The sequence below is a fragment of the Ruegeria sp. G2 genome (assembly GCF_056533505.1).
This window is the reverse complement of the sequence record NZ_JBQFON010000001.1, coordinates 900,074-922,582: the sequence shown is the minus strand read 5'-3', so window position 1 is coordinate 922,582 and position 22,509 is coordinate 900,074. Positions and strand designations below refer to the sequence as shown.

At 56.7% G+C, this 22,509-nt stretch carries 20 protein-coding genes and 2 pseudogenes; 11 read left to right on the top strand and 11 right to left on the bottom strand.

Features of this window, described 5'->3' with window-relative positions; genetic code table 11:
- Positions 1-7: 7 nt before the first annotated feature.
- Entirely contained in the window at positions 8-214 is a 207-nt protein-coding gene (rpmF, locus tag ACR0DU_RS04560; RefSeq protein WP_008756996.1) for a 50S ribosomal protein L32, read from the bottom strand.
- Positions 215-419: 205 nt separating this feature from the next.
- On the bottom strand, positions 420-956 hold the full coding sequence (locus tag ACR0DU_RS04555; RefSeq protein ID WP_319544759.1) for a YceD family protein: 537 nt from the start codon (positions 954-956) through the stop codon (positions 420-422).
- Positions 957-1,040: 84 nt separating this feature from the next.
- Here ACR0DU_RS04555 and ACR0DU_RS04550 point away from each other — a divergent pair, with 84 nt between their 5' ends.
- The 5 genes and pseudogenes from ACR0DU_RS04550 (at position 1,041) to ACR0DU_RS04530 (ending at position 5,237) form a co-directional block, all read left to right on the top strand.
- Entirely contained in the window at positions 1,041-1,517 is a 477-nt protein-coding gene (locus tag ACR0DU_RS04550; protein ID WP_170470812.1) for an outer membrane protein assembly factor BamE, read from the top strand.
- 101 nt (positions 1,518-1,618) lie between these two features.
- A complete protein-coding gene (locus ACR0DU_RS04545) occupies positions 1,619-2,353 on the top strand; it encodes a GNAT family N-acetyltransferase (RefSeq protein ID WP_480606100.1) in 735 nt (244 codons plus the stop codon).
- A 68-nt stretch (positions 2,354-2,421) separates the two neighbouring features.
- Positions 2,422-3,681, top strand: a pseudogene (locus ACR0DU_RS04540) (ABC-F family ATP-binding cassette domain-containing protein); the annotation flags it as partial.
- A gap of 384 nt (positions 3,682-4,065) precedes the next feature.
- Positions 4,066-4,230, top strand: a pseudogene (locus ACR0DU_RS04535) (hypothetical protein); the annotation flags it as partial.
- Positions 4,231-4,463: 233 nt separating this feature from the next.
- The gene (locus ACR0DU_RS04530) at positions 4,464-5,237 is read left to right on the top strand and encodes a class I SAM-dependent methyltransferase (RefSeq protein WP_480872705.1); all 774 of its coding nucleotides are present in this window, start codon (positions 4,464-4,466) and stop codon (positions 5,235-5,237) included.
- A 193-nt stretch (positions 5,238-5,430) separates the two neighbouring features.
- Here the strand turns inward: ACR0DU_RS04530 and ACR0DU_RS04525 are convergent, their stop codons facing one another.
- The 3 genes from ACR0DU_RS04525 to ACR0DU_RS04515 all read right to left on the bottom strand — a co-directional run bounded on the left by ACR0DU_RS04525 (position 5,431) and on the right by ACR0DU_RS04515 (position 7,763).
- Entirely contained in the window at positions 5,431-5,973 is a 543-nt protein-coding gene (locus ACR0DU_RS04525) for a sugar O-acetyltransferase (protein WP_480872704.1), read from the bottom strand.
- 9 nt (positions 5,974-5,982) lie between these two features.
- Complete coding sequence (locus tag ACR0DU_RS04520) at positions 5,983-6,738, bottom strand: SDR family NAD(P)-dependent oxidoreductase (RefSeq protein ID WP_480455076.1); 756 nt, start codon at positions 6,736-6,738, stop codon at positions 5,983-5,985.
- Between the two features lie 74 nt (positions 6,739-6,812).
- Complete coding sequence (locus ACR0DU_RS04515; RefSeq protein WP_010440542.1) at positions 6,813-7,763, bottom strand: GlxA family transcriptional regulator; 951 nt, start codon at positions 7,761-7,763, stop codon at positions 6,813-6,815.
- A 132-nt stretch (positions 7,764-7,895) separates the two neighbouring features.
- Here ACR0DU_RS04515 and ACR0DU_RS04510 point away from each other — a divergent pair, with 132 nt between their 5' ends.
- From ACR0DU_RS04510 to ACR0DU_RS04495, 4 genes are read left to right on the top strand one after another with little or no spacing between them, the layout of a single operon-like run.
- Positions 7,896-8,606: a GntR family transcriptional regulator gene (locus ACR0DU_RS04510; protein ID WP_480872701.1), complete on the top strand. Its 711-nt coding sequence runs from the start codon at positions 7,896-7,898 to the stop codon at positions 8,604-8,606.
- 7 nt (positions 8,607-8,613) lie between these two features.
- Positions 8,614-9,531 carry a dihydrodipicolinate synthase family protein gene (locus ACR0DU_RS04505; RefSeq protein WP_480872700.1) on the top strand — a complete coding sequence of 306 codons (918 nt, stop codon included), beginning with the start codon at positions 8,614-8,616 and terminating at the stop codon, positions 9,529-9,531.
- A 3-nt stretch (positions 9,532-9,534) separates the two neighbouring features.
- Complete coding sequence (locus ACR0DU_RS04500; RefSeq protein WP_480872698.1) at positions 9,535-11,031, top strand: aldehyde dehydrogenase; 1,497 nt, start codon at positions 9,535-9,537, stop codon at positions 11,029-11,031.
- The gene (locus ACR0DU_RS04495) at positions 11,028-12,368 is read left to right on the top strand and encodes an NAD(P)/FAD-dependent oxidoreductase (RefSeq protein WP_480872697.1); all 1,341 of its coding nucleotides are present in this window, start codon (positions 11,028-11,030) and stop codon (positions 12,366-12,368) included. The genes ACR0DU_RS04500 and ACR0DU_RS04495 overlap by 4 nt, the downstream gene beginning before the upstream one ends.
- A 12-nt stretch (positions 12,369-12,380) precedes the next feature.
- Here the strand turns inward: ACR0DU_RS04495 and ACR0DU_RS04490 are convergent, their stop codons facing one another.
- The 4 genes from ACR0DU_RS04490 to ACR0DU_RS04475 all read right to left on the bottom strand — a co-directional run bounded on the left by ACR0DU_RS04490 (position 12,381) and on the right by ACR0DU_RS04475 (position 16,588).
- Complete coding sequence (locus tag ACR0DU_RS04490) at positions 12,381-13,115, bottom strand: SDR family NAD(P)-dependent oxidoreductase (protein WP_480872696.1); 735 nt, start codon at positions 13,113-13,115, stop codon at positions 12,381-12,383.
- Positions 13,112-13,843 carry an SDR family NAD(P)-dependent oxidoreductase gene (locus tag ACR0DU_RS04485; protein ID WP_480872695.1) on the bottom strand — a complete coding sequence of 244 codons (732 nt, stop codon included), beginning with the start codon at positions 13,841-13,843 and terminating at the stop codon, positions 13,112-13,114. The genes ACR0DU_RS04490 and ACR0DU_RS04485 overlap by 4 nt, the downstream gene beginning before the upstream one ends.
- Before the next feature lie 12 nt (positions 13,844-13,855).
- Positions 13,856-14,959 (bottom strand): mandelate racemase/muconate lactonizing enzyme family protein, encoded by a 1,104-nt coding sequence (locus ACR0DU_RS04480; protein WP_480872693.1) that lies wholly within the window; start codon positions 14,957-14,959, stop codon positions 13,856-13,858.
- Between the two features lie 78 nt (positions 14,960-15,037).
- Positions 15,038-16,588 (bottom strand): trimethylamine methyltransferase family protein, encoded by a 1,551-nt coding sequence (locus ACR0DU_RS04475; RefSeq protein WP_480872692.1) that lies wholly within the window; start codon positions 16,586-16,588, stop codon positions 15,038-15,040.
- A gap of 304 nt (positions 16,589-16,892) precedes the next feature.
- Between ACR0DU_RS04475 and ACR0DU_RS04470 the strand changes: the two genes are divergently transcribed.
- Entirely contained in the window at positions 16,893-18,203 is a 1,311-nt protein-coding gene (locus tag ACR0DU_RS04470) for a YfiM family lipoprotein (RefSeq protein ID WP_480872690.1), read from the top strand.
- 385 nt (positions 18,204-18,588) lie between these two features.
- Here the strand turns inward: ACR0DU_RS04470 and ACR0DU_RS04465 are convergent, their stop codons facing one another.
- Both ACR0DU_RS04465 and tyrS read right to left on the bottom strand, forming a co-directional pair.
- Positions 18,589-19,674, bottom strand: a complete 1,086-nt coding sequence (locus ACR0DU_RS04465) for a DUF2652 domain-containing protein (RefSeq protein WP_480455066.1) — start codon at positions 19,672-19,674, stop codon at positions 18,589-18,591.
- Positions 19,675-19,928: 254 nt separating this feature from the next.
- Positions 19,929-21,179 (bottom strand): tyrosine--tRNA ligase, encoded by a 1,251-nt coding sequence (gene tyrS / locus ACR0DU_RS04460; protein WP_480872688.1) that lies wholly within the window; start codon positions 21,177-21,179, stop codon positions 19,929-19,931.
- A gap of 230 nt (positions 21,180-21,409) precedes the next feature.
- Here tyrS and ACR0DU_RS04455 point away from each other — a divergent pair, with 230 nt between their 5' ends.
- Entirely contained in the window at positions 21,410-22,489 is a 1,080-nt protein-coding gene (locus tag ACR0DU_RS04455) for an anhydro-N-acetylmuramic acid kinase (RefSeq protein WP_480872687.1), read from the top strand.
- Positions 22,490-22,509 lie beyond the last annotated feature (20 nt).

The window sequence follows — 22,509 nt, the reverse complement described above, 5'->3', positions numbered from 1 at the left end:
ATCAGGCTTAGGCCGCGTCTTCGTCCAGGTCGATTTCGTCGGCCTGAGCGACGACTTCGCGATCGTCATAGTGGCCGCAAGAGGCACAAACATGGTGCGGGCGCTTCAGCTCGCCGCAGTTCGGGCACTCGTTCGGGTTTGCAGCAACCAGAGCGTCGTGTGCGCGGCGGTTGTTGCGACGCGACTTGGAAACTTTGTTCTGTTGGACGGCCATGGTCTCAACCTTTGTCTGATATGGGCTGAAAGATTCGCTGTCAGCCGGGTTACGTACTTTGTTTTCTCGTGGTTTGACGCGCGTTTAAGGGGCTTGCCCCGCAATGTCCAACCCAAATTCCAATGAGCGCGCGAAAATACTGCGATTCTCGTCATGTTCAAGCGGTTTTTCTGGCCGCCTGCTATGACAGGAAATCCCTTGCCTGTCACTCGTCTTTTTTCAACGCATCCCGCAGGTCAGCCAGCCCCGCAAAGGGTTTGACATCCTCGTCGGTCATCGCTTGTTTTCCGGGCTCAGTATAGTCGGCTTGCTCAAGTTCGGCACCGTCCTTGCGGGGATATTGCGGCAACGCAAGTGATAACGCTTCGATCATAACCTGCGCCGGATCAATTTCAGCGCCCAATGGTTCGGTCTCGTCATCTTCTGGGATTTCGAATTCAGGCTCGTCCGGATCGGTCCAATCCGCCAGAAACACGCGAGTGACTGGCGTGTCGATCCGGGTTGTCACGGGTTCAAGCGTTACGACGCAGGGTTGGATCACCGTCGCACCAAGTTTGCCTTTCAGAAGCCAGTCACGTTTGCCCTGGGCGCTTAGCTGCCCGACAAAGCTCAACTTGCGCAGCCCCAGCAGGCCGAGCTCCCGTTTGATCGGTTCAAGCGTGTCGCTATCTGGGCGCAGTTCAAACGGGGTTGCAGCGTTCTGGGGCAGGTCAGCCACCCGTAATGATGTTTGGTTGCTCATAGTTGAGTCTTTCCTGTGTTGAACCGGAGCGCCGGTTTCTGTAATCGGATAGGGTCCGCAAGGGGCCATGGCAAGAGGGTGTCAATGTTGAAGGGTGTGAACAGGCTGAAACCAGCATCGAAAACGCTTGTCTTTGCTGTCTGTTTGGCAGTCGCGGGCGCGTGTTCGCCGATCTTCAAGAATCACGGCTATGTGCCGCCGCCGGAGGATCTGGCCAAGATCAAAGTCGGCGTCGACACGCGCGAAAGCGTCGAAGAAACGATCGGTGCGCCAACGGCATCTGGCGTTGTACGGGATTCGGGTTATTACTACGTCGCGTCTCGAATTCGTCACTATGGACCGAAAAAGCCCGAGGTCGTTTCGCGCCAGTTGGTCGCAATCAGCTTCGACCAACGCGGTGTCGTCCGCAATATCGAGCGGTTTGGTCTGGAAGATGGCTATGTCATTGTCCTCGACCGCCGTGTGACCGATTCCAATGTTGAGGACAAAGGCTTCCTGCGTCAGCTTCTTGGTAATATCGGCAACTTCAATCCGGCGAACATTCCGGGGGTCAGTCAGTAACTAAGCTGTGTAGGGGCGGTGTGGCGGTCATATGACGGTCACATGCACTATATAAGTGTTTCAGATGATTGACCGGTCAGCCACCGCAGGAGGATGCGACCATGGCTGTTTTGTTGGAGAAGGGCCGTTATCAAGCGCGCTTAGCACAAACCGCGTGTGATGTGGCCGAGGCACAGAAGCTGCGGACGCTGGCCTTCGCGACCGAGGATCAGGATTGCGATGTTTTTGATGAGCACTGCAATCACGTGCTGATCGAGGACATGCGCTCCAATGGAGAGTTGGTATGCTGCTTCCGCATGCTGACGATGCAGGACGGTGACGAAGTAGGGCGCAGTTATTCGGCTCAGTTCTATGACCTGTCAGCGCTGCGTGGCTTTACGGGGCCAATGGTCGAGATGGGTCGTTTCTGTATTCATCCTGACCGGCACGATCCGGATATCTTGCGTGTCGCCTGGGGGGCAATGACGGCATATGTCGACCAGAACGGGGTCGAAATGCTTTTTGGCTGCTCGTCCTTTGCGGGGACTGAGACGGTTGAGTATCTGGATGCTTTTGCCATGCTCAAAGACAAGCATTTGGCCCCAAAACGGTGGTTGCCAAGGGTCAAGGCACCCGATGTTTTTCGGTTTGCCACACGGTTGCGTCGCAGACCAAATGCAAAACTGGCGATGCTGCGCATGCCGCCATTGCTGCGCACTTATCTGATAATGGGGGGGTGGGTCAGTGATCATGCGGTCGTGGATCGCCAGATGAACACGTTGCATGTGTTCACAGGACTTGAAATCAGCGCAATTCCAGCTGCGCGCAAACGCCTGCTGCGGGCCGTGGCCGGGTGAGATGGGTATTATTCAAAAGGTGAAACAGGGGCGTTGACGCCTTGCCCCAGCCAGTTTAGCTGGCGGGCATGGCGAGAATTCCTTTATTGCAGATGTCCGGTATCTCTCTGACCTTCGGGGGGGATCCGGTGTTTTCCGGTCTGGACCTTGTGATTCAGCCCGGTGATCGCGTTGCGCTGGTCGGACGTAATGGATCAGGTAAATCTACCCTGATGAAAGTAATGGCCGGATTGGTTGAGGCCGATCAGGGCGATATTGTCATCCCCCCGGGTAAATCTGTGGGTTACATGGAGCAGGATCCCGATATGCAGGGGTTCTCGACGCTTGGTGACTATGCCTCAAGCGGGTTGGAGCCCGGCGAGCTCTATAAGGTCGAACGCGCTGGCGAAGGCTTAAAATTCGATCCCGCCCGTCCGGTTGAAACTGCGTCTGGCGGGGAAAGACGGCGGGCGGCATTGGCAAAGCTAATGGCCGAGGCACCAGATCTGATGCTGCTGGACGAGCCAACGAACCATTTGGATATCGAAGCGATCGCATGGCTTGAACGTGAGTTGGGATCGACCCGTGCGGCTTACGTTCTGATTTCGCATGACCGGGCCTTCCTGCGTGCATTGACCCGCGCGACTCTGTGGATTGATCGCGGCGTTGTACGGCGGCAGGAGCAGGGGTTTGAGGCTTTTGAAAGCTGGCGCGACAAGGTCTGGGAAGAAGAAGATCAACAGCGCCACAAGTTGAACCGCTTGATCAAGTCCGAGGCGCGATGGGCTGTTGAAGGTATCAGCGCGCGCCGAAAGCGCAATCAGGGCCGGGTGCGGGCGCTGCAGGCATTGCGAGCCGAGCGGGCAGCGCAGATCAAACGTCAGGGTTCTGCCGCTATGGCTTTGGAATCTGGTCCAAAATCCGGGCGCAAGGTCATCGAAGCCACTGGCGTTTCAAAGGCATTTGGATCTCAGCAGATCGTGCGCAACTTTGATCTTCTGGTGCAGCGTGGTGACCGTGTGGCCTTTGTCGGCCCCAACGGTGTGGGTAAGACAACGCTGCTGAAAATGCTACTGGGTCAGGTCGATCCTGATGAAGGATCTGTGGTGCAGGGCACCAATCTTGAGATCGCTGTATTTGATCAGGCGCGTGCGCAGTTGGATCCGGAAATGAGCTTGTGGGACAGCTTGACCGGCGATCCTGAGATGCGGGTGTCTGGCAAGGCTGATCAAGTGATGGTGGGTGGGCAGCCCAAGCATGTGGTGGGCTATCTCAAAGAGTTTCTGTTCGATGACGCACAGGCAAGAGCGGCTGTTAAGTCCTTGTCTGGTGGGGAAAAAGCGCGGTTGTTGTTGGCCAAGCTGATGGCAAAATCTTCAAACCTTCTGGTGCTGGACGAACCGACGAATGATCTGGATGTTGAAACGCTGGATCTGCTGCAGGAACTGCTGGACGACTATGATGGCACTGTGTTGCTGGTCAGCCATGATCGGGATTTTCTGGATCGGGTTGCGACCACAACCATCGCGATGGAGGGCAATGGGCGCGCAACCGTTTACGCCGGAGGGTGGTCCGACTACATCGCGCAACGTGGAGAGATAGCTCAGAAAAAAGAAGATAAAACAAAATCTTCAAAGCCGAAGGTGAAGCAAGAGGCAAAGCCAAAACACGGCCTCTCGTTCTCGGAAAAGCACCGGCTAGAGAAGCTACCTGCCGAGATCGCGCGCCTTGAGGCCGAGATCGCCAAGCTTGAGGAACTGATGTCGGACCCCGAGCTGTTCACCCGCGAACCGGTCAAGTTTCAGAAAGCGACTGACGCCTTGGTCGAACGGCAGGAAAAACTGTCAGCGGCCGAGGAAGAGTGGCTGTTGTTGGAAGAGAAGGCCGAAACTGGTTAAGTCCGAGTTATACATCTACATTCGGTTGAATTGTCTGAATTGTACAAAACTTAGGTTAATGGTTTGAATACGACTTGTTAATCGCTCCGAGCCCTTATTCCCCAATGCTGCAGAGAGCCCCTATGTCTGAATTGCTTTCGTATCGGTAACGCTCAGCGATGCCGCCCCACTTCCCGACCAGCAACCAAAATGTTAGCGTGACTGCCAGGAACCGGGGGGATCACTTTATGGGCATGGAATACGACGACGCGGCAGCGGAGCGATTAGAGGCGGTTTACCTTGGGCTGGATGTAGTTTCTCAAAGAGACGACACCCTTCGAAGGATTTCGGTTCGAAAGGGCGAGCGGGTCTTGGATATTGGAAGCGGCCCCGGCTTTCTCGCGGCTCAAATAGCGGATCAAACAGGACCCGATGGTGAAGTTGTAGGCATCGACATTTCGGAACAAATGGTAGAACGCGCAACGAAACGAAGTGGGCATGACTGGCTAAGCTATCGTTGCGCCGACGCGACCAAGCTCCCGTTTGAAGAAAGTTACTTCGATGTGGTCGTTAGCACCCAAGTTGCTGAATATGTGCCTGATGTAGCGAAGTTTTGCAGCGAGGTTTTTCGTGTTCTCAAACCCGGCGGACGTGCTTTGATCCTTGCGACGGATTGGGAGGGTGTCTGTTGGCATAGCGAGTACCCGGATCGAATGGACAAGGTGCTCAAGGCTTTTGCATCGCATTGCGCCGACAGCAAACTTCCGCGAACGCTTGGTGCTCGTCTTCGAAACGCGGGTTTGGTAGTCAATGAAGTGAGCTATTTCTCCATCATTAATACGGACAGATACGATGGTTGCTATGGCGAAATGGTGGTGCCCTTCATTGTGGCTTACGTGAAGGGACAAAAAACTGTTCCAGATGATGACCTGCAGGCGTGGGCAGAAGAACAAGCGGCGCTTAATGCAAGTGGGGAGCATTTCTTCTCGACTGGCCGATTTAGTTTCTCCGTCAGTAAACCATCCTGATCGACAAGCAGACATTGGGGCGGCGACAGCGAACGGCAGCAAAGTCTCGCAAAGGTGACAACACCAACGAAAGCAAAACAGATACACCCAGGCTCAGAACTTTTTGTCGCCGCTCCGCGTTATCCTGTGGGTCGGGCCTAAGAAAAGAAGAAAAACAAGGTGCTGGACATATGGCTTGCGGCCACGCGTGAGGTCAAATCGGGCGGGCCGGGTTGCCGACGACGGTCGCTCCGACCGAGACGTCTTTCGTAACTATGCTTCCGGCGCCGATGATGGCGCGGTCTCCGATTGTGACGCCGGGCATGATGATCGCGCCACCGCCGATCCAGACATTCTCGCCAATTGTCACAGGGTGAGCGATTTCCAGACCTTGCGCGCGCAAGGCGGGGTCTTTCGCGTGTTCGGCGCAGTAGATCTGTACCGTGGGCCCAAGCATCGTATCATTGCCGATCCGCACCGGCGCGGTGTCGAGAACGACACAGCCAGCGTTCAGATAAACCCGATTACCCAGAGACAGGTTTATTCCGTAGGCACAATGGAATGGTGCCTCGACAAAGCTGTCCTGACCGACATGGGCAAGAAGCGCCGCGAGTTCCGGAGCCAATGCGCCCCTGTCATCGGGCGGGCAAGTGTTATGGGCATGGACAGCACGGCGCGCGGTGGCGCGCAGCGCATCGAGTTCTGGATCAAGGCAGCGATACCAGTCGCCTGCCTCCATTTTCTGCCGCTCGGTCATGGCATTGATTTACCGCATCCGGAGGGCACCGTCGATGCGGATGACTTCTCCGTTAAGGTAGCCCATCTCGACGATAAACCCGGCCAGCCGCCCGTATTCAAGGGGATCGCCAAGGCGGGCAGGGTTGGGGACGTCCGCTGCAAGTTGCTGCTGCACCTCTTCGGGCAGACCAGCCAGCATGGGCGTCATGAAAATACCCGGTGCGATGGCCATCACGCGGATGCCAGAGGATGCCAGATCGCGGGCCATGGGCAGGGTCATGCCGACCACGCCGCCTTTCGATGCTGCATAAGCGGCCTGACCCTTTTGCCCGTCAAAGGCGGCGATAGAGGCGGTGTTGATGATTACGCCGCGCGCGCCGTCCGGTTCGGGATTGTTCTTAGCCATTTCGGCAGCGGCAAGGCGTGAGACGTTGAAAGTGCCGACCAGATTGATGTCGATGGTGCGCTGGAAGGCGTCCAAGGGGTGGGGGCCGTCTTTGCCGACGGTTTTGGCTCCGATCGCGATCCCGGCGCAGTTCACGGCCGCGGTGATGCGACCCATCTTGTCTTTCGCCTGCGCAATGGCCGCAGCGACCGAGGCCTCATCCGTCACATCGGTCTGTGCAAAATACCCACCAATCTCAGCCGCGACCTGAGGGCCGCGCTCGGCATCACGATCAAGGATGGTTACTTGTGCGCCGCTCTCGGCAAAATGACGGGCTGTGGCTTCACCCAGGCCGGACGCACCGCCGGTGATGACTGCAGCTGTGGTTGAGAGTTGCATGAAGGGCCTCATCTTGATCTGAACACTTGTTCAGATAATCGCAAGCAAGGGGTGCTGTCCAGTCACAGTATTGATCAATCCAGCCTGCTGCGCTGTTGCATGGGCGTGATCCCAAAGGTCGCACGATAGACGCGCGAGAAATGACCGGCACTTTCGAACCCGCAGGCAAAGGCGACCTCGGTCACTGAGGACTCGGTCTGCAAAAGCAGATTACGAGCCCGCTCTAGGCGCAATTCCATGAAGTATTTTTTAGGCGAAGTGTTCAGGAATTTTCCGAACAGGCGTTCGAGTTGTCGTGTCGAAATGCCGATATCGGCGGCAATGACTGATGGCGACAGCGGGCTTTGGATGTTTTCGGTCATGATGTTGATCGCCTTGGCCAAATGCGCATTGCGCATCCCGTTGCGTGATTGCAGCGAGACGCGCTGATCAGCGGTGGCATTACGCACGGCGTTATAGACCATCTGATCGGCAACGGCGACGGACATGTCGTGGCCGTGATCCCGTTCGATCAGGTGCAGCATCAGATCGGCAGTGGCCGTGCCGCCCGATGCGGTCATGTGTTTTTCGTCAGCGACAAAAACGCTGCGAACCAGGTTGATTTCGGGAAAAGCCTCCATAAAAGAATCGTGATATTCCCAATGAATTGCAGCCTGCATACCGTCCAGAAACCCGGCTTCGGCCAGCAACCAAGCACCAGAACAAAGCGCGCCGATATTGGTCCCACGCGCGCGTTCACGGCGCAATGTGGCCAGCAGTGGCTTCGTGACATGATTTCGCATGTGAATGCCCGACAAAACAAACAACTGGTCGCATTTGGGCACGGACTGCAGCCCGCCATGTACCAGAGTTATTGATCCGTTGGAGCAAACCGCCTGCTCTCCGTGCTCTGACCGAAAGGACCATTGGTAGAGCTCTTCACCCGCCACCCAATTGGCAATGCGCAACGGTTCGACCGCGCATGAGAAGGCGAGGTGCGAGAATTCCTCGACCAGTATGAAAGTGAAGTGTTGCGGTTTGTGCATGGGGTGGACCGGAATCAGGGCGTTTCTGAATGTACCGGCATGCTGCACGAAAACTAACTGTATACAACATGTATTTTCTTGAGATACCACTATGCGCATACGCGATTCGAAAACGGCAATAGAAGGCTTGGGATGAAGGGCGAGGACAGATCACCGAAAGAGGCGTTGGCCGAACATCTCAAGATGTCGGTTCTGACCTTGCGCCTGAGCCCCGGAGAGGATCTGGACGAGGCGCAGCTGTCGCAGGCCTTTGGCCTGTCGCGCACGCCGTTGCGCGAAGTGTTCCGGCAGTTGGCCGGTGAGGGGTATCTGGACCTGCGCACCCATCGCGGGGCGCGGGTGTCCGAGATGTCTCATACCACGCTACGCGATTTCTTTCTGGTGGCGCCGATGGTCTATGGCGCGGTGCTGCGTCTGGCCGCGGCGAATGCGACGCACGATCAGATCGATCAGTTGAAAGAGGCGCAAGAGACGTTTCGGCAAGCCTTGCGTACAGGCTCGGCTGAGGAGCGGACGCTGGCCAATACCCGGTTTCACGAGGTGACAGGAGAGATGGCGGGGAATGTCTATTTATCCCCATCGTTCAACCGGTTGCTGATCGATCACGCGCGGATCGGGATGACATTTTATCGCCCGCAGACCGCACGAATGGCTGAGAACCTTTCAGAGGCGAGCGACCAGCATGACGCCATCATCGCCGCCATTGAGGCGGGCGATGAGGCGGCTGCTGCGCAGCTTGCCGACGACCACTGGACCCTGTCACGCGATCAGATTGAGCTGTTCGTGATGCCTGAGGGGTTGGATTTTCCGCTGGGGCAGGTCTCCAGCAAGACATCTGCATGAGGGAAACATGACTCCGATCTTCAGATTTGAGGGTATCTACACGCCGGTGGTGACACCCTACGCGGCGGATGGCAGCGTGAATTGGGACGCGCTGGCTGAGGTGATCGACTATCTGGTCGAACAGGGTGTGCACGGGCTGATCTCGGGCGGGTCTACCGGCGAAAACTATGCGCAGACGGTTGATGAGCGGCTGGAACTGGCACGTTTTACGCATGATCAGCTGAAGGGGCGGGTGCCTCTGGTTGTGGGAACCGGGGCGATGCTGACCAGCGATTCCATTGCCTTGGCTTCAGGCGCGTGCGAAATGGGCGCGGATGCGATCCTGTTGGCTAGCCCTCCGTATTCGGTGCCGACAGACCGTGAGAATGCGCTGAACGCTCTGGCTATCGACAAGGCGGCTGATCTGCCGGTGATGCTGTACAACTATCCGCACCGGACCGGCACGATGATGGGGGAAGAGTTCTTGGATCGTGTGGGGCGCAGCCGGAACTTCTGCGGCATCAAGGAAAGCTCGGGCGATATCAATCGGGTACACCTGCTGGCGCGGGATTACCCTCATATTCAGCTGGGCTGCGGCATGGATGATCAGGCGCTGGAGTTCTTCGCTTGGGGCGCACCGTTCTGGGTCTGCGGCGGGTCGAACTTTCTGCCTGCCGAGCATGTGGCGCTGTATCAGGCCTGTGTGATCGAGGGCAACTTTGCCAAGGGTCGCCGCATCATGAGCGCTCTGATGCCGCTGATGCGGGTGCTGGAGCAGGGCGGCAAGTTCATCCAGACGATCAAGCATGGCGTCACCATGAACGGGATCGATGCGGGGATGGTCAGGTCGCCCCTTAAAGGCCTGAACAAAGATGACAAACGCGGGCTGGAACAGGTGACGCGCATTCTAAAACGCAAAATCGCAGATATCGTGGCGGAGGATTGAGGCATGAGCTTGCTGACGAAAGATGAATACGAATCCATCGCTGTGCATCAGGATTTGCCGACGGGCGCGTTCATTGATGGCGGCTATCGCCCGGCAATCTCGGGACAGGTGTTCGAGACCGTGAACCCCGCCACTGGCGCGGTGCTGACCAGTATTGCAGCCTGCGGTGTCGAAGATGTGGATTTCGCCGTTGAAAAGGCGCGTGAAGCGTTTGACGACGGGCGCTGGTCAAAGATGCATCCCTCGGAGCGCAAAGATGTGCTGATCCGTCTGTGCAAGCTGATCACCCGCAACGCGAGGGAACTGGCGGTGATGGAGAGCATCGATAGCGGCAAGACCATTTATGATTGCGAAACCGTGGATGTGCCCGAGACGATCCACTGCCTGAAATGGCATGCCGAGGCGATTGACAAGATCTATGATCAGGTCTCACCGGCCAGTGATGATCACATCGCAATGGTGGTGCGAGAACCCATCGGTGTGGTTGGGCTGGTCCTGCCGTGGAACTTCCCTCTGCTCATGCTGGCCTGGAAGATCGGGCCCGCGCTGGCGGCGGGTTGTTCAGTGGTGCTAAAGCCGGCGGCCGAGACTTCTCTGACCGCGTTAAAGGTGGCGGAGCTGGCTGCAGAGGCGGGATTGCCGCGCGGTGTGCTGAATGTGGTGCCCGGCGGCGGCGCCGAGGTGGGTGAACCCATCGGGCGACATATGGATATCGACATGGTCTCGTTCACCGGATCGACCGTGACGGGCAAGAAGTTCCTGAACTATTCCGCCGAAAGCAATGCTAAGGAGGTGGTGCTTGAGATGGGCGGCAAGAACCCGGCCATTGTGATGGACGATGCGGAAAACCTGGATCGGGTGGCGGCACACATCGTCAATGGCGCGTTCTGGAACATGGGCGAGAATTGCTCGGCCTCGTCGCGGCTGATCGTGCACAAGGACGTGAAGGCGGAGTTGCTGGAGCGGATCGCGCATCATGCCAAGCAATGGAATGTCGGCGATCCGCTGGATCCCGAAACCCGCATGGGTGCGCTGGTCAGTGAACGCCACTACAACAAGGTGTGCGGCTATCTGGAGCAGGCCGAAACCGTGCTGATAGGCGGCAAGGCCGAGAAGGGTTTTGTCGAAGCCACCGTGGTCGAAGTGCCAGGCAATGACAGCACATTGGCGCGTGAAGAGATATTTGGCCCGGTCTTGTCGGTGATCGAAGTCTCGGGTTTTGACGAGGCGATCAGCATTGCCAATGACACTGAATATGGCCTGTGTGCGTCGATCTTCACGGCCAACGCCAAACGCGCCATCCGGGGCGCACGGTCGATCCGGGCGGGAACCGTCACGGTCAACAGCTTTGGTGAAGGGGACATCACCACGCCGTTTGGCGGCTATAAGCAATCCGGGTTTGGTGGTCGGGATAACTCGGTCCATGCGCATGATCAGTATACCCAGTTGAAGACCATCTGGATTGACCTGGCCGATGACGCAGATGAGGCGGTGGATTGACGGGATACTCGGCCAAACGGTTGCCTCGGCAAACCGGTGCGGCGGGATGGAACGCCATCCTGCCTCCACAAAAGGACTTGCCCCGGCTTGAGCAAGACCAGACCGCCGATATCACCATCATCGGGGGCGGGTTTGCCGGGCTGTCTGCGGCGCGGCGGCTGCATCAGCTTGATCCGGGGCTGAAGGTTGTCGTGCTGGAGGCAGGGCGCTTTGCCGAAGGCTCGGCCGGGCGCAACTCGGGCTTCATGATCGATTTGCCGCATGATCTGGCCTCGGACAATTATGCAAGCGACGGGCTGGAGGCGGACCGGGCCTCGATTGCGCTGAACCGGCAGGCCATTTCTTTTGCGACGCAAGTCGCAGAAGAATGTGATCTGTCGCTGGAGATGTTTGACCCGTGCGGCAAGATCAATGCCGCAGCGACACCAGATGGAGATCGGCACAACGCAGACTATGCGGAACATCTGGCGCAGATGGGAGAGTCTTACGAGCTGTATGATGCACACCAAATGCAGGCGCTGACGGGTAGTCCGCATTACAGTTCTGGCCTGTTTGCGCCGGGAACCGTGATGATTCAGCCCGCTTTTTACGTCCGTGCCCTGTCCGCGTACCTTGCAGGACAGATTGGGGTGTTTGAGAATTCACCCGTCACGGGGTTTAGTAAGAAGGGCAGTGGCTGGGAGGTAGAGACCGATAGGGCGAAGATCTCGACCGGGCAGATTGTGATGGCCACGAATGGTCATCTGGAAAGCTTTGGATTCTATCAGCGGCGTTTGATGCACATCTGTCTCTACGCGTCGATCACCGAACCGTTGAGCGAAGCGCAGATCGCCAAGTTGGGCGGGCAGCCGCGCTGGTCGGTGACGCCTGCGGATCCGATGGGCACTTCGGTGCGGCGGGTTTCGGGCAGCTATGGGGATCGTATTCTGATCCGAACCTGTTCCAGCTATCATCCGGATATCCGAAGCAGCGATAGCCAGTTGGATCGGGCAGGCGCTGTGCACGACCGCAAATTCCGAGAACGGTTTCCGAACCTGCCCGATGTGGGGATGGAGCATCGCTGGGCCGGGATGTTGTGCCTTAGCCGCAATGGTTCAGCCGCATTTGGTGAGGTTGATCAAGGGGTCTATGCCGCCTGCTGCCAGAACGGATTGGGCATCGCCCGCGGCACGTTGCAAGGAATGGGCGTAGCAGAGCTTGCGCTGGGGAAAGACTCCCAGGTTTCAGACCATTTTCTAGCGCAGCCGATGCCGCCGCGCTTGCCACCCGAGCCCTTCGCATCAGCGGGTGCCAATGCGTATCTGCGCTGGAAAGAGTGGCGATCCGGGGCGGAATAACCCGCCTGCTGGTCAGGGCAGGCTAAGCTTTGCCATCCGCCCGCCATCGACGGTGTAAATCTGGCCGGTGACAAACCCGGCCTCATCAGCAGCCAGAAACGCGACCAGTGCGGCGACTTCTTTGGGGTCACCAGTGCGGCCTACGGGATGAATACGGGCGATATCCCGGCGGAACGCGGCGGGGTCGTCCATGCTGTCGATGAAATCGAGGTTGAGATCGGTGTCGATCCAGCCCGGAGCAACCGCATTGCAGCGGATGCCCTCTGCGCCATGGTCGACGGCAACCGCGCGGGTCAGCCCGTGCAGCCCGGCTTTTGAGGCGCAATAGGCGGTATGACCGGGATTGCTGCCAAACCCCTCAATCGAGCCGATATTGACGATGCTCCCCTTGGTCTTGCGCAGGTGAGGTAGAGCGGCATTAATCAGCAAGAACGGGGCGGTCAGGTTGACCATGATGTTGCGTTGCCAATCAGCCAGAGACAGTTCGTCGACCGATGCTTCCTGCATCATGCCCGCGTTGTTGACCAGCACATCCAGCCGACCCGCTTGAGCAATGACCTGCTCGATGATCTGTGCGGGGCTATCGGGGTCTGAATAATCCGCATGGAAGGAGGGGAAGTCGTTGTCTTGCCCACGTTGAGCGGTGTAGACATCGGCCCCTTCGTCGCGCAGACGCTGGGCGATGGCGCGCCCGATGCCGCTGCGTCCGCCAGTGACCAGCGCAGTTTTTCCGACAAATCTGTTCATTGCACCGGCTTGCCTCCGTTCACTTCAACCAACGCACCGCACATATACCGCGCGGCGTCCGAGGCCAGAAACAGGATCACGTCCGCGATATCCTCGGGTTCGGCAATCCGGCCCAACGGCACTGATTTCCCAAGCTCGGCAACTGCACTATCGGGATCGAACCCGCGTTTGGCAAAGCCCGAGCGCAGCATCGGTGTGTTCACTTCATTCGGGCAAACGGCGTTTATGCGGATGCCCTGATGCGCGTGATCCTGCCCCATGCATTGTGTGAGACTGGCAATGGCCGCTTTGGTCATGCAGTAGACCGCATGATCCGGGCCGGGTCGGAGGCCCCAGCAGGACGCGGTGTTCACGATTGCTCCGCCACCTGCCGCGGCCATGATTGGAATGGCGGCCCGGCAGATGCGGAACGGCGCCTCGACATTCACACCCAGCGATAGGGCCCAATCCTCATCCGAAGTCTCGGTCACCGCTCCGCGCGTAATGACGCCCGCATTGTTGACCACAATATCAAGACCGCCCAGGGCCTGTGCGGCCTTCGCGGGTAGCCCGTCGGCATGGGCCGGATCCAACAGATCGCCGGGCAGATGCGCTTCTGCTTCGATCCCCTCCAGCGAGCGGTCTGCCACCGCCACTTGCGCACCTGCTGCGCGCAGGCGCTGCACGAGAGAGGTTCCGATACCCCCGGCGGCACCGGTCACCAGGGCTGTTTTTCCATTGAAATCCATGTTTGCCCCCAATCAGAACGATGCGACTGGCGCGCCAAATCGGCTTTCGTCAGGTGATACGCCAAGCCCCGGTGCGGTCGGGACGCGAATATGGCCGCCCTCAATCCGGATGCCGTTTTCGGGATCATAGTTGCCTTCGATATAGGGTGCAGCGAGCCATACACCTTCGAGCAATTCGGTCTTCACCGTAGCACCGATATGGGCGCAGGCCGCCGCGATAATGTCGCCGCCCCAGCTATCGTCACAGGTATGGGGCAGGTTGCGGGCCTCGCATAGATCGCGAAAGGCACGCATATGGTGCAGGCCGCCTATACGGGTGACTTTCATGCCGAACCCATCGACCAGCCCGGTGCCCGCCGCCGTAATGACGGTGTTCAGACTGGTGCTGTTTTCATCCATGTAGATCGCGTGAGTTACCTGTGGCCGGATTTTCTGCAGATCTTCGATTGTGTTGCAGGGCTGCTCCATGATGAAGGGAATGTCGGGACATTCGCGGCTCACACGCAGCGCATCTCGGGTGGTCCAGCCACGGTTGCCATCCACGGCAAGGCGCATGCCAGAGCCACCGATCACCTCCCAAACTTTGCGGATGGTTTCGATATCCAGCTCTACCGGGCGACCGCCGACCTTGATCTGCAGGCGAGGATAGCCTTCGGACTGCTTATCCGCAGCCAACCGGGCGATGTCATCCGGTGCGCCGACGCCTGTTGCGTAATACGAGGGCACTTTGTCGGTTACAGCACCTCCCAGCAGTGTCGATACACTTACACCATAGTGTTTGCCCAACAGATCATGCGCCGCGATATCAATTGCCGCTTTGGCGTAGTTATGACCGTTCAACAGGCTGTCCATTTGGCGATGCAAGCCAAGCGGCGAGACCTCAGCGCCCAGCAGATCTGGTGCCATCTGCGCTAGCGCGGCCCGTGCGCCTGCCGCATGTGCTTCGGCATAGGTGGGACCGACCGGACAGGTCTCGCCCCATCCGACTAGACCGTTATCAGCAACCAGTTTGACCAGAGTTGTATCCAGAGCCCAGACCTGGGCGCGGGCCATGGTGTATGGGCCATTTTTCACCGGTAGATCATGGCCGTAGATGTGGATTTCAGCAATTCTCACGTTTTGTGTTTCCCGATGTCTCTGAATGGAAAAGACCCGCCCAATAGTTCGGGCGGGTGAGTTTCAGGGGAGTGTATCTCAGTATGTTTGATTCAACTCATCGGCTGCCGGAATTTCTCGTTCACGTCGTGCGATGTAGTCCAGCAGCTCTTCGTTCTTTGCGATTTCGAGCGTCGGTTCTTGGTACTCAGCCAACAGCTTGCGGGCGTGCTTGAGGGCGCGTTCGGTGATTTCGACACATCCCTCAGCCTGCCATTGCTCGATCGAATTATTGTCGAACATGTCGGGCATGAAGAACGCGCTTTGGAAATTGTCCTGCGTGTGGGGGTGCCCCAGATAGTGCCCGCCGGGGCCGATATCAACAACGGCGGAAACCGCCTGATCGAAATCGTGCCATTTTGGACCCTCGGCCATGCGATAGGCCATGGCGCATTGTTCCGCGTCGACGATGAACTTCGCGGTCGAGCAGTGCATCCCGGCCTCATTCCAACCGGCCGAATGCCAAATGTAGTTGGCGCCGGAATGGATCACCGCCTGCAGAGTGGTTGCGGATTCATAGCCTGCCTGCGCGTCAAAGGTTTTTGCCCCGCCCAGCGTGTTCGAGGTGCGCCATGGTACGTCATAGTACCGGGCCATCTGTCCGATCATGAAGTTCATCAGGCTGATCTCAGGCGTGCCGGCCATCGGTGCACCAGATTTCATCGAGACAGTCGACAGGTAATGCCCGTAAACCGCAGGTGCGCCTTTGCGGATCACCTGCGTATAGGCCAACGCGCTGAGTGCTTCGGCGTTCAGCTGCGCCACGGTGGCGGGTACACTAGCAGGCGTGTTTGCCCCGCCTAGAACGAAGGGCGAGCACAGCACGGGCTGCTTACGGCGACAGAAGGCCCGCATCGCGCCCAACATGGTTTCATCCCAGACCAGCGGTGAGTTGCCATTGCAGTTGCCGGTGGTGACAGGGTGATCCTCAAGGAAATCCTCGCCAAACAGGATGGCGCACATCTCCATGACATCTTCGGCATTCTTGGGACTGGTGGTCATGCCCATGAAGGTCTTGTCCGAGTGTTTCATCGACGAATAAGTGATCCGCAGATGTCGCTGGCTGATCGGGTGGTCATAGGGTTCGACGATATGATGGGCCGACGAATGAAGAGCGGGTAACATGTGGCTGAGCTTGTGGAACATCGCCAGATCGTCCAGCGTCGGGTTGCGGCGCACATCGTCCAGATCGCGCAGGAACGGCGCGCCGGTCATCGGCACAAAGATCGAGTGTTTGCCGCCCAGCCGCACGTTCTTTTTTGGATCACGCGCGTGGTAGGTGAAGTCTGACGGGATGGTAGCGATTAACTCGCGCACCAGACCGCGATCCAGAAAGACCAGCTCACCGTCAACTTTTGCACCGGCCTTCTTCCAGTCTTCCAGCGCGATGGGGTCGCGGAACTGAACGCCCACGTTTTCCAGAATATCCATCGAGGCCGCATCGATGCGTTCAACCTGTGCGCCATCCATCACTTCACATAACGGAATGCCGCGGGTCAGACCCGGCAACATCTCGAAGTTTGGAGCGGTGCGGATGGCGCGACGGGCAGAGCGCCCTCCGGTACGTGTGGCAGTGGCAGTTCTGGTCATATGGTGCCTCCTTCCGGTTCAGAATGGAACGGAAAGGGTGGGGCTCACATGCAGGAATGCGAAAGTCTGTTGCGAAATACGACGCCGGGAGTCGTCAATAATGCGGCAATCCGAAGAAGGTTATTGATGTTGGTATTGTTGTCTCAGGTTTGACAGTCTCATGACCAATTAAGCATTGGCATTTTCCGATGCTTGGGCTGCATTATCCAAATTCGTTTCACAGGTTGGCGTTCATCGATTTCAGATGATTTCTTTTTTGAGGGCTTGCATACTTAAATAGTGTTGTTGGCCGAGTGGATTATGCATGTTGCGCAGGTTTCTAAAGATATCGATAATTTCATTTGCCGCAGTGTTGATGGCTTTGATTGTGTTTGTCCTGGTCGTCGTCGAGGACGCTCCACTAGTCGAAGCAGGAGCACCACCTTCTCCTAAAGATGTGACAGAAGCGCGTGAATTCGTACGAGGCCTGAGGTCCGCTATTCAGCCAAAGTTATCAGAAACGGCTTCATTCACTACGAACGAGGATCAACTCAATAGTGTCTTAAAGCTAGGAGGGCGCTTCGTTCCCGGATTTCGCGGCGAACTCAGTGTTGATGGTAAGAGCGTTTATGGAATTGCCTCAGTCCCGGTTCCGTACACTAACAAATGGATGAACCTGCGTGCATCTGTACCTGAATTTGAAGGCCGATTTGTGCTTTCAAGCGTTCAACTAGGGCCCGTCACAGTCCCTCCAAGTCTCGCAATTAGCGTCGCGCGAATAGGCGGTAATGTAATTGTGGGAGAGCAGTTCGGTGATATCGTTCTGAACGTCGCGGATAGCATGCATATTCATGATGGCAACGTGGCCTTCCGTCTGACGATGAACGAAATGGGTAGTAACGGACTAATGCGAGGGATTTTTGGGAGCTTGCGTGGTTCCGACATGCCCGACTCAGGAGACATTGACCGCTATTATTTGAAGTTTCGTTCAGCAATGGATCTCGGCGAACTGCCGACAAGTGGAAGTTACCTCCCCTACTTGCTGTTTATGCTAGAGGCCGCTCACGAAGGAAGCCAATTCGAGGGTGTGGCGAACGCTTACACGTCCTCGATTATTGCCCTTACACTGATTTGTGGCGCGAAAGATTTTACCTTGATTGTTGGTGGTATGGTCGGAAGTGAATTTGCTGAGGACAATAACTGGAAAGCTGATTGTGGTGAATTGACTCTGAATGGACGCATTGACAGTCGCCGACACTTCACAACTGCCGCCGCGTTGCAAGCTGCAAGCAACCGTGGCTTTGCCGTATCAGTAGGAGAATTCAAGGAACTCTACGACACCGTTAAGTCCGGAGGTTTCGACTTCACTGACTTGGCGGCGAACAATTCTGGAATTCGGATGTCGAACAAATTTATGTCTACACCAGCCCCTGATTGGGCTGAACTCATACATGGGATCCGGTCGGAAAATGATGTCATCATAGGATTCGAAGATATTCCCCAGATCATGTCCGAAGAAGAATTTGAGAATACCTACAAAGATGTCGAGAGCATCGAGTATCTTAAAATGCTGAATCTGATCGAGGCTCGGATCGATGAACTTGAATTGCATAGACGCGGTAATCGCATCGATTGAACGTCATTCACCTTTAGTGGACTTAGACGCGAGGAATTGCCCAGTTAGAACTCAAAGCGCACCTCTGCCAGCCGGGCGCTAATATATTTCAGATTGAATTGTTCAATCTGAAATACCAGCTGCTAATCTGTGGAAGCCCAAAGGTGGCCGTTTACCTAGATCAACCCAGTTTCACCAGCGTTCCACTTTTTTCTGCACTTTGTATGATCGGCGTTGGCGGCACCTCTGCGGTGATCATCAGGCCCGCATCTGCCACCTTGCGGGCAACCGGAATAATCTGGCTCTAGGTGAACAACCCTGTTTGCAAAGATAGCATCTTGTTCGATGATGGTACGGTATTCTCAGCCCATTTAGGTGCGTAGATGCCGTCAAAGATTCAGCGTTATCACTCTTGTTTCTTTTGATTAAACTCCAGCGCCATCTCATCGAGAATGCCAAAAGCCACCGGATAAAAACTCTCGAATAATTCGATCACCGCAGCTTCCTCCGCCGGATGGTGTTTTCCGTCAGAGTCTGTTAGTCGGCCCATACGAAATACAATTTCGGTGCCTTCTTCAATCGGGACCAATTCATAAGTCTCAATATTCGTAAGACCTTCGATGGAGGAGTTGTGCAGAATGTCGGTTACATATTCGAATGGCTGCCAGTCGACGATCAACATCTGAAAATGTGCGGCTTCATGAATGCAGTGCAACCGAACGCCGACCGATGTGCGCGATGCATCTCCTTCGCGATAGGCGTCCTTCAACATCATCCAGCGCATCTTGAGCCGGGGATCTGTAAGCATTTCCCAAGCCACTCCCGGGGGTGCGTTCAGCATGTGCCGAGTTGTGAATACTGCTTCTTCGTCTGTAACGCGGACAGGTCCGGCGACTTCACGGTATCGTTGCCAGGCTGCAGCAAGGTCGTAGACCTGCATGGGTACGTCGCCAAAGTGCTCGAACTGAGCGCTGTATTGCATGAGATCAGACTCGATGCCCATTGCCTGGAACGCGTCTTCTGAGAACAGCGCGTAGCTGAGGATACCTGTATCCTCTTTCACATCTGTTTTTGCCATCCGATGCACGAGTATGACGTCAGCACCGGAAATATCTTTCATCGGGCCAATCGAAAGCTCTTCAAATTTCCCGTGATGCGCAAGGATCTTCAGATCGAGATCAGCAACGTTGCGACATGCATTGCAGGGACAAGTCGTGTTCTGCACAATGTTCCGGCGGCGTTCGGCAAACGCCCGATAAAGGCTTTCACATATGTTGAGGAAAGTTTCACCTGAAGGGAACGGTCCACTCGAATAAGCGAGAACGGCGTCACCCTCGAGGCCTCGCAACTTCATCGGGTCTTTCAGTTCCATCACAATTGCCTCAAGCAAAGAATGGATGATTGGGTTGGCATGCTCCAACTCAGACCGGGTCAAGTATCCTGTGTAACCGGTGATATCGGCGATTAGCAGGTAACCTGTCTGAACAGACACAATCACAATATCCCTAATTTCGAGCGTCAATACTCATGGTAGACTTTGAAACTATTTCGGGCAACGCAGTTCACAAACAAGAGCTGAACGACCAGAAATGGCACCGGCTGATACCATTTTCTGACAATTGATCTTCTCTTTCGGGCTCAAGGCAATCCCCGTCGAGTGAATGCAAAAAAAATTGCAGATCGAGTTACTCGATCTGCAACATTTTCTCCAAAGCACAAATGCTTGATAGCAGTTCTTTGACTGGATTAACCAAGTTTCACCAGCGCATGGCGTTTCTTGCCTGCGCTCAATTTGATGGGCGATGACAGTGCGCCTGCGTCGATTAACAGGCCTGCGTCAGTCAGCGGGGCATCGTCCAGCTTGGCGCCGTTTTCAGCGATCAGGCGCTTGGCCTCTTTACCGGATTTGGCGAGGCCGGATTTGACGATCAACTGAACGATGGACATGCCGTCACCCAGTTCCGAAGCGCTGAGGGTCAGGGTCGGGAGGTCTCCGCCAACGCCGCCTTTTTCGAACACTTCGCGCGCGGTTGCCTCGGCCGTTGCCGCAGCTTCGGCACCGTGCAGCAGGGTGGTGACTTCGTTTGCAAGGCGCACTTTTGACTCGTTGATCTCGGATCCCGCGAGCGCGCCCATGCGGTCGCATTCGTCTACCGGAAGCTCGGTAAAGATTTTCAGGAACCGGCCCACATCAGCGTCGGTGGTGTTGCGCCAGAACTGCCAGAATTCGTAGGGCGACAGCATATCGCCGTTTAGCCACACGGCGCCGCCCTGCGACTTGCCCATTTTACGGCCATCGCTTGTGGTCAGCAGAGGCGTGGTCAGGCCATAGATTTCGTGATCCAGGACGCGGCGGGTCAAGTCGATACCGTTCACGATGTTGCCCCACTGGTCCGAGCCGCCCATCTGCAAAACGCAGTTGTACCGGCGGTTCAATTCGAGAAAATCATAGGCCTGCAGGATCATGTAGTTGAATTCGAGGAACGACAGCGATTGCTCGCGATCCAGCCGCGATTTCACGGATTCAAAGCTCAGCATCCGATTGACCGAGAAATGCCGCCCGATATCGCGCAGGAAATCGAGGTAGTTCAGGCTGTCCAGCCATTCGGCATTGTTCAGCATCAGCGCGCCGGTCTCGCTGTCATCATAGGACAGGTATTTCGAGAACACCTGTTTCATGCCCGCGATGTTGGCGTCGATCTGTTCGGGGCCCAGCAATGGGCGTTCGTCCGAGCGGAATGACGGATCACCCACTTTCGTAGTGCCGCCGCCCATCAGGGTGATCGGTTTGTGACCGGTCTTTTGCAGCCAGCGCAACACCATGATGTTCATCAAGTGACCCACATGCAGAGACTGCGCCGTGGCGTCATAGCCGATATATGCCGTCTGCACCCCAGAGATCAGCGCGTCGTCAAGGCCCTGATAATCGGTGCAGTCGGCGAGAAAGCCGCGCTCGATCATCGTGGCGATGAAATCCGATTTGGGGTGGTAGGTCATATCGTGCCCTCGGGGTTACTACTGCGGAGCACTGTATAGGCGGCGTCAGAGGCAAGGAAAAGGCACCATTTCCAAGAAAAGTGCCGCTCGCGCCTGATGTGTCTTGCCTTGGCTTGGCGTTACCGTGCAGGTTGTGCCCAGAACCCGGCGAACGGGTGTTTGAACGGAACAATGAGGTCGATGTGGGCAGGGTCATCAGCAAATCGGGAGCGATCAGATCGTTAGGTGCCATGTCAGGAACCTCTCTGGACGGTGTCGACGCGGCAGTGATCGAAACCGATGGGCAGGAAATTTTTGATTTTGGACCAATTGCCTACCGGGCGTATTCAGAGGAAGAGCGTGAGGCCTTGCGCTCAGCGCTCGGGCAGTGGCATGGCTCCAAAGTCGATACTGCAGCGGAATTGGTAACTCGCGCGCATGCCGAGGTTCTGTCTGAATTCGAAGAAGTTGACCTGATCGGCTTCCACGGCCAAACGCTGGCGCATGAACCACGTGGGCGTGGGACTTTGCAGGTGGGTGACGGTTTGGGCCTGTCGCAGGCCCTTGGATTACCAGTGGTTTGGGACTTTCGCAGCGACGATGTGGCGCTGGGCGGTGAAGGGGCACCGTTGGCACCGTTCTTTCACTTTGCCTGCGCCAAGTGGATTGGGGCGCAAGAGCCGATGTGTTTCCTCAACCTCGGAGGTGTGGGAAACCTGACTTATGTCGATCCGTCATTTGATGGACCCGAAGCACCTGGGGCGTTGCTGGCTTTCGATACCGGGCCAGCCAATGCGCCGATAGATGACCTGATGCAGGCGCGATTGGGCCTGCCGATGGACCAGGATGGCGAGCTGGCGCGTGGTGGGACGGTCGAAACCGGTGCGCTGGAGCTGTTTCTGGCCGAACCTTTCTTTAATCGTATGCCACCCAAGTCGCTGGATCGGAATGACTTCTCGGAAATGATCGATCTGGTGAAAGAACTGAACGATGCAGATGCGGTCGCCACGTTGACGGGCATGAGTGCAGCAGGTGTTGTGCAGGGAATGGAGCATTGCCCCAAGCCACCTTCGCGCATTCTGGTGACGGGGGGTGGCCGCAAGAACCCGGTGTTGATGGAAATGCTGCGCGTATCGCTGGATTGCCCAGTAGGGCCGGTTGAGGCGGTTGGTCTGGACGGCGATATGCTTGAAGCCCAAGCATTTGCCTATCTTGCGGTTCGGGTAGCGCGGGGCTTACCGACATCTGGTCCGGGTACAACCGGGGTTAGTGCATTGGTTGGAGGCGGCGTCGTGTCGTCGCCAGCGCGGGGTGAGGTGGTTGGCGGGTAGGGGGTTCTGCCCCCGGTCGC

What these genes read in the sequence shown, in the direction of transcription:
- ACR0DU_RS04500 (WP_480872698.1), top strand. Translation starts at nt 9,535, where the DNA reads ATGAGCTTGCTGACGAAAGATGAATACGAATCCATCGCTGTGCATCAG.
- ACR0DU_RS04470 (WP_480872690.1), top strand. Translation starts at nt 16,893, where the DNA reads ATGTTGCGCAGGTTTCTAAAGATATCGATAATTTCATTTGCCGCAGTG.
- ACR0DU_RS04525 (WP_480872704.1), bottom strand. Translation starts at nt 5,973, where the DNA reads ATGACCGAGCGGCAGAAAATGGAGGCAGGCGACTGGTATCGCTGCCTT.
- ACR0DU_RS04505 (WP_480872700.1), top strand. Translation starts at nt 8,614, where the DNA reads ATGACTCCGATCTTCAGATTTGAGGGTATCTACACGCCGGTGGTGACA.
- ACR0DU_RS04490 (WP_480872696.1), bottom strand. Translation starts at nt 13,115, where the DNA reads ATGAACAGATTTGTCGGAAAAACTGCGCTGGTCACTGGCGGACGCAGC.
- ACR0DU_RS04455 (WP_480872687.1), top strand. Translation starts at nt 21,410, where the DNA reads ATGTCAGGAACCTCTCTGGACGGTGTCGACGCGGCAGTGATCGAAACC.
- rpmF (WP_008756996.1), bottom strand. Translation starts at nt 214, where the DNA reads ATGGCCGTCCAACAGAACAAAGTTTCCAAGTCGCGTCGCAACAACCGC.
- ACR0DU_RS04555 (WP_319544759.1), bottom strand. Translation starts at nt 956, where the DNA reads ATGAGCAACCAAACATCATTACGGGTGGCTGACCTGCCCCAGAACGCT.
- ACR0DU_RS04545 (WP_480606100.1), top strand. Translation starts at nt 1,619, where the DNA reads ATGGCTGTTTTGTTGGAGAAGGGCCGTTATCAAGCGCGCTTAGCACAA.
- ACR0DU_RS04530 (WP_480872705.1), top strand. Translation starts at nt 4,464, where the DNA reads ATGGAATACGACGACGCGGCAGCGGAGCGATTAGAGGCGGTTTACCTT.
- ACR0DU_RS04520 (WP_480455076.1), bottom strand. Translation starts at nt 6,738, where the DNA reads ATGCAACTCTCAACCACAGCTGCAGTCATCACCGGCGGTGCGTCCGGC.
- ACR0DU_RS04475 (WP_480872692.1), bottom strand. Translation starts at nt 16,588, where the DNA reads ATGACCAGAACTGCCACTGCCACACGTACCGGAGGGCGCTCTGCCCGT.
- ACR0DU_RS04510 (WP_480872701.1), top strand. Translation starts at nt 7,896, where the DNA reads ATGAAGGGCGAGGACAGATCACCGAAAGAGGCGTTGGCCGAACATCTC.
- ACR0DU_RS04550 (WP_170470812.1), top strand. Translation starts at nt 1,041, where the DNA reads ATGTTGAAGGGTGTGAACAGGCTGAAACCAGCATCGAAAACGCTTGTC.
- ACR0DU_RS04515 (WP_010440542.1), bottom strand. Translation starts at nt 7,763, where the DNA reads ATGCACAAACCGCAACACTTCACTTTCATACTGGTCGAGGAATTCTCG.
- tyrS (WP_480872688.1), bottom strand. Translation starts at nt 21,179, where the DNA reads ATGACCTACCACCCCAAATCGGATTTCATCGCCACGATGATCGAGCGC.
- ACR0DU_RS04485 (WP_480872695.1), bottom strand. Translation starts at nt 13,843, where the DNA reads ATGGATTTCAATGGAAAAACAGCCCTGGTGACCGGTGCCGCCGGGGGT.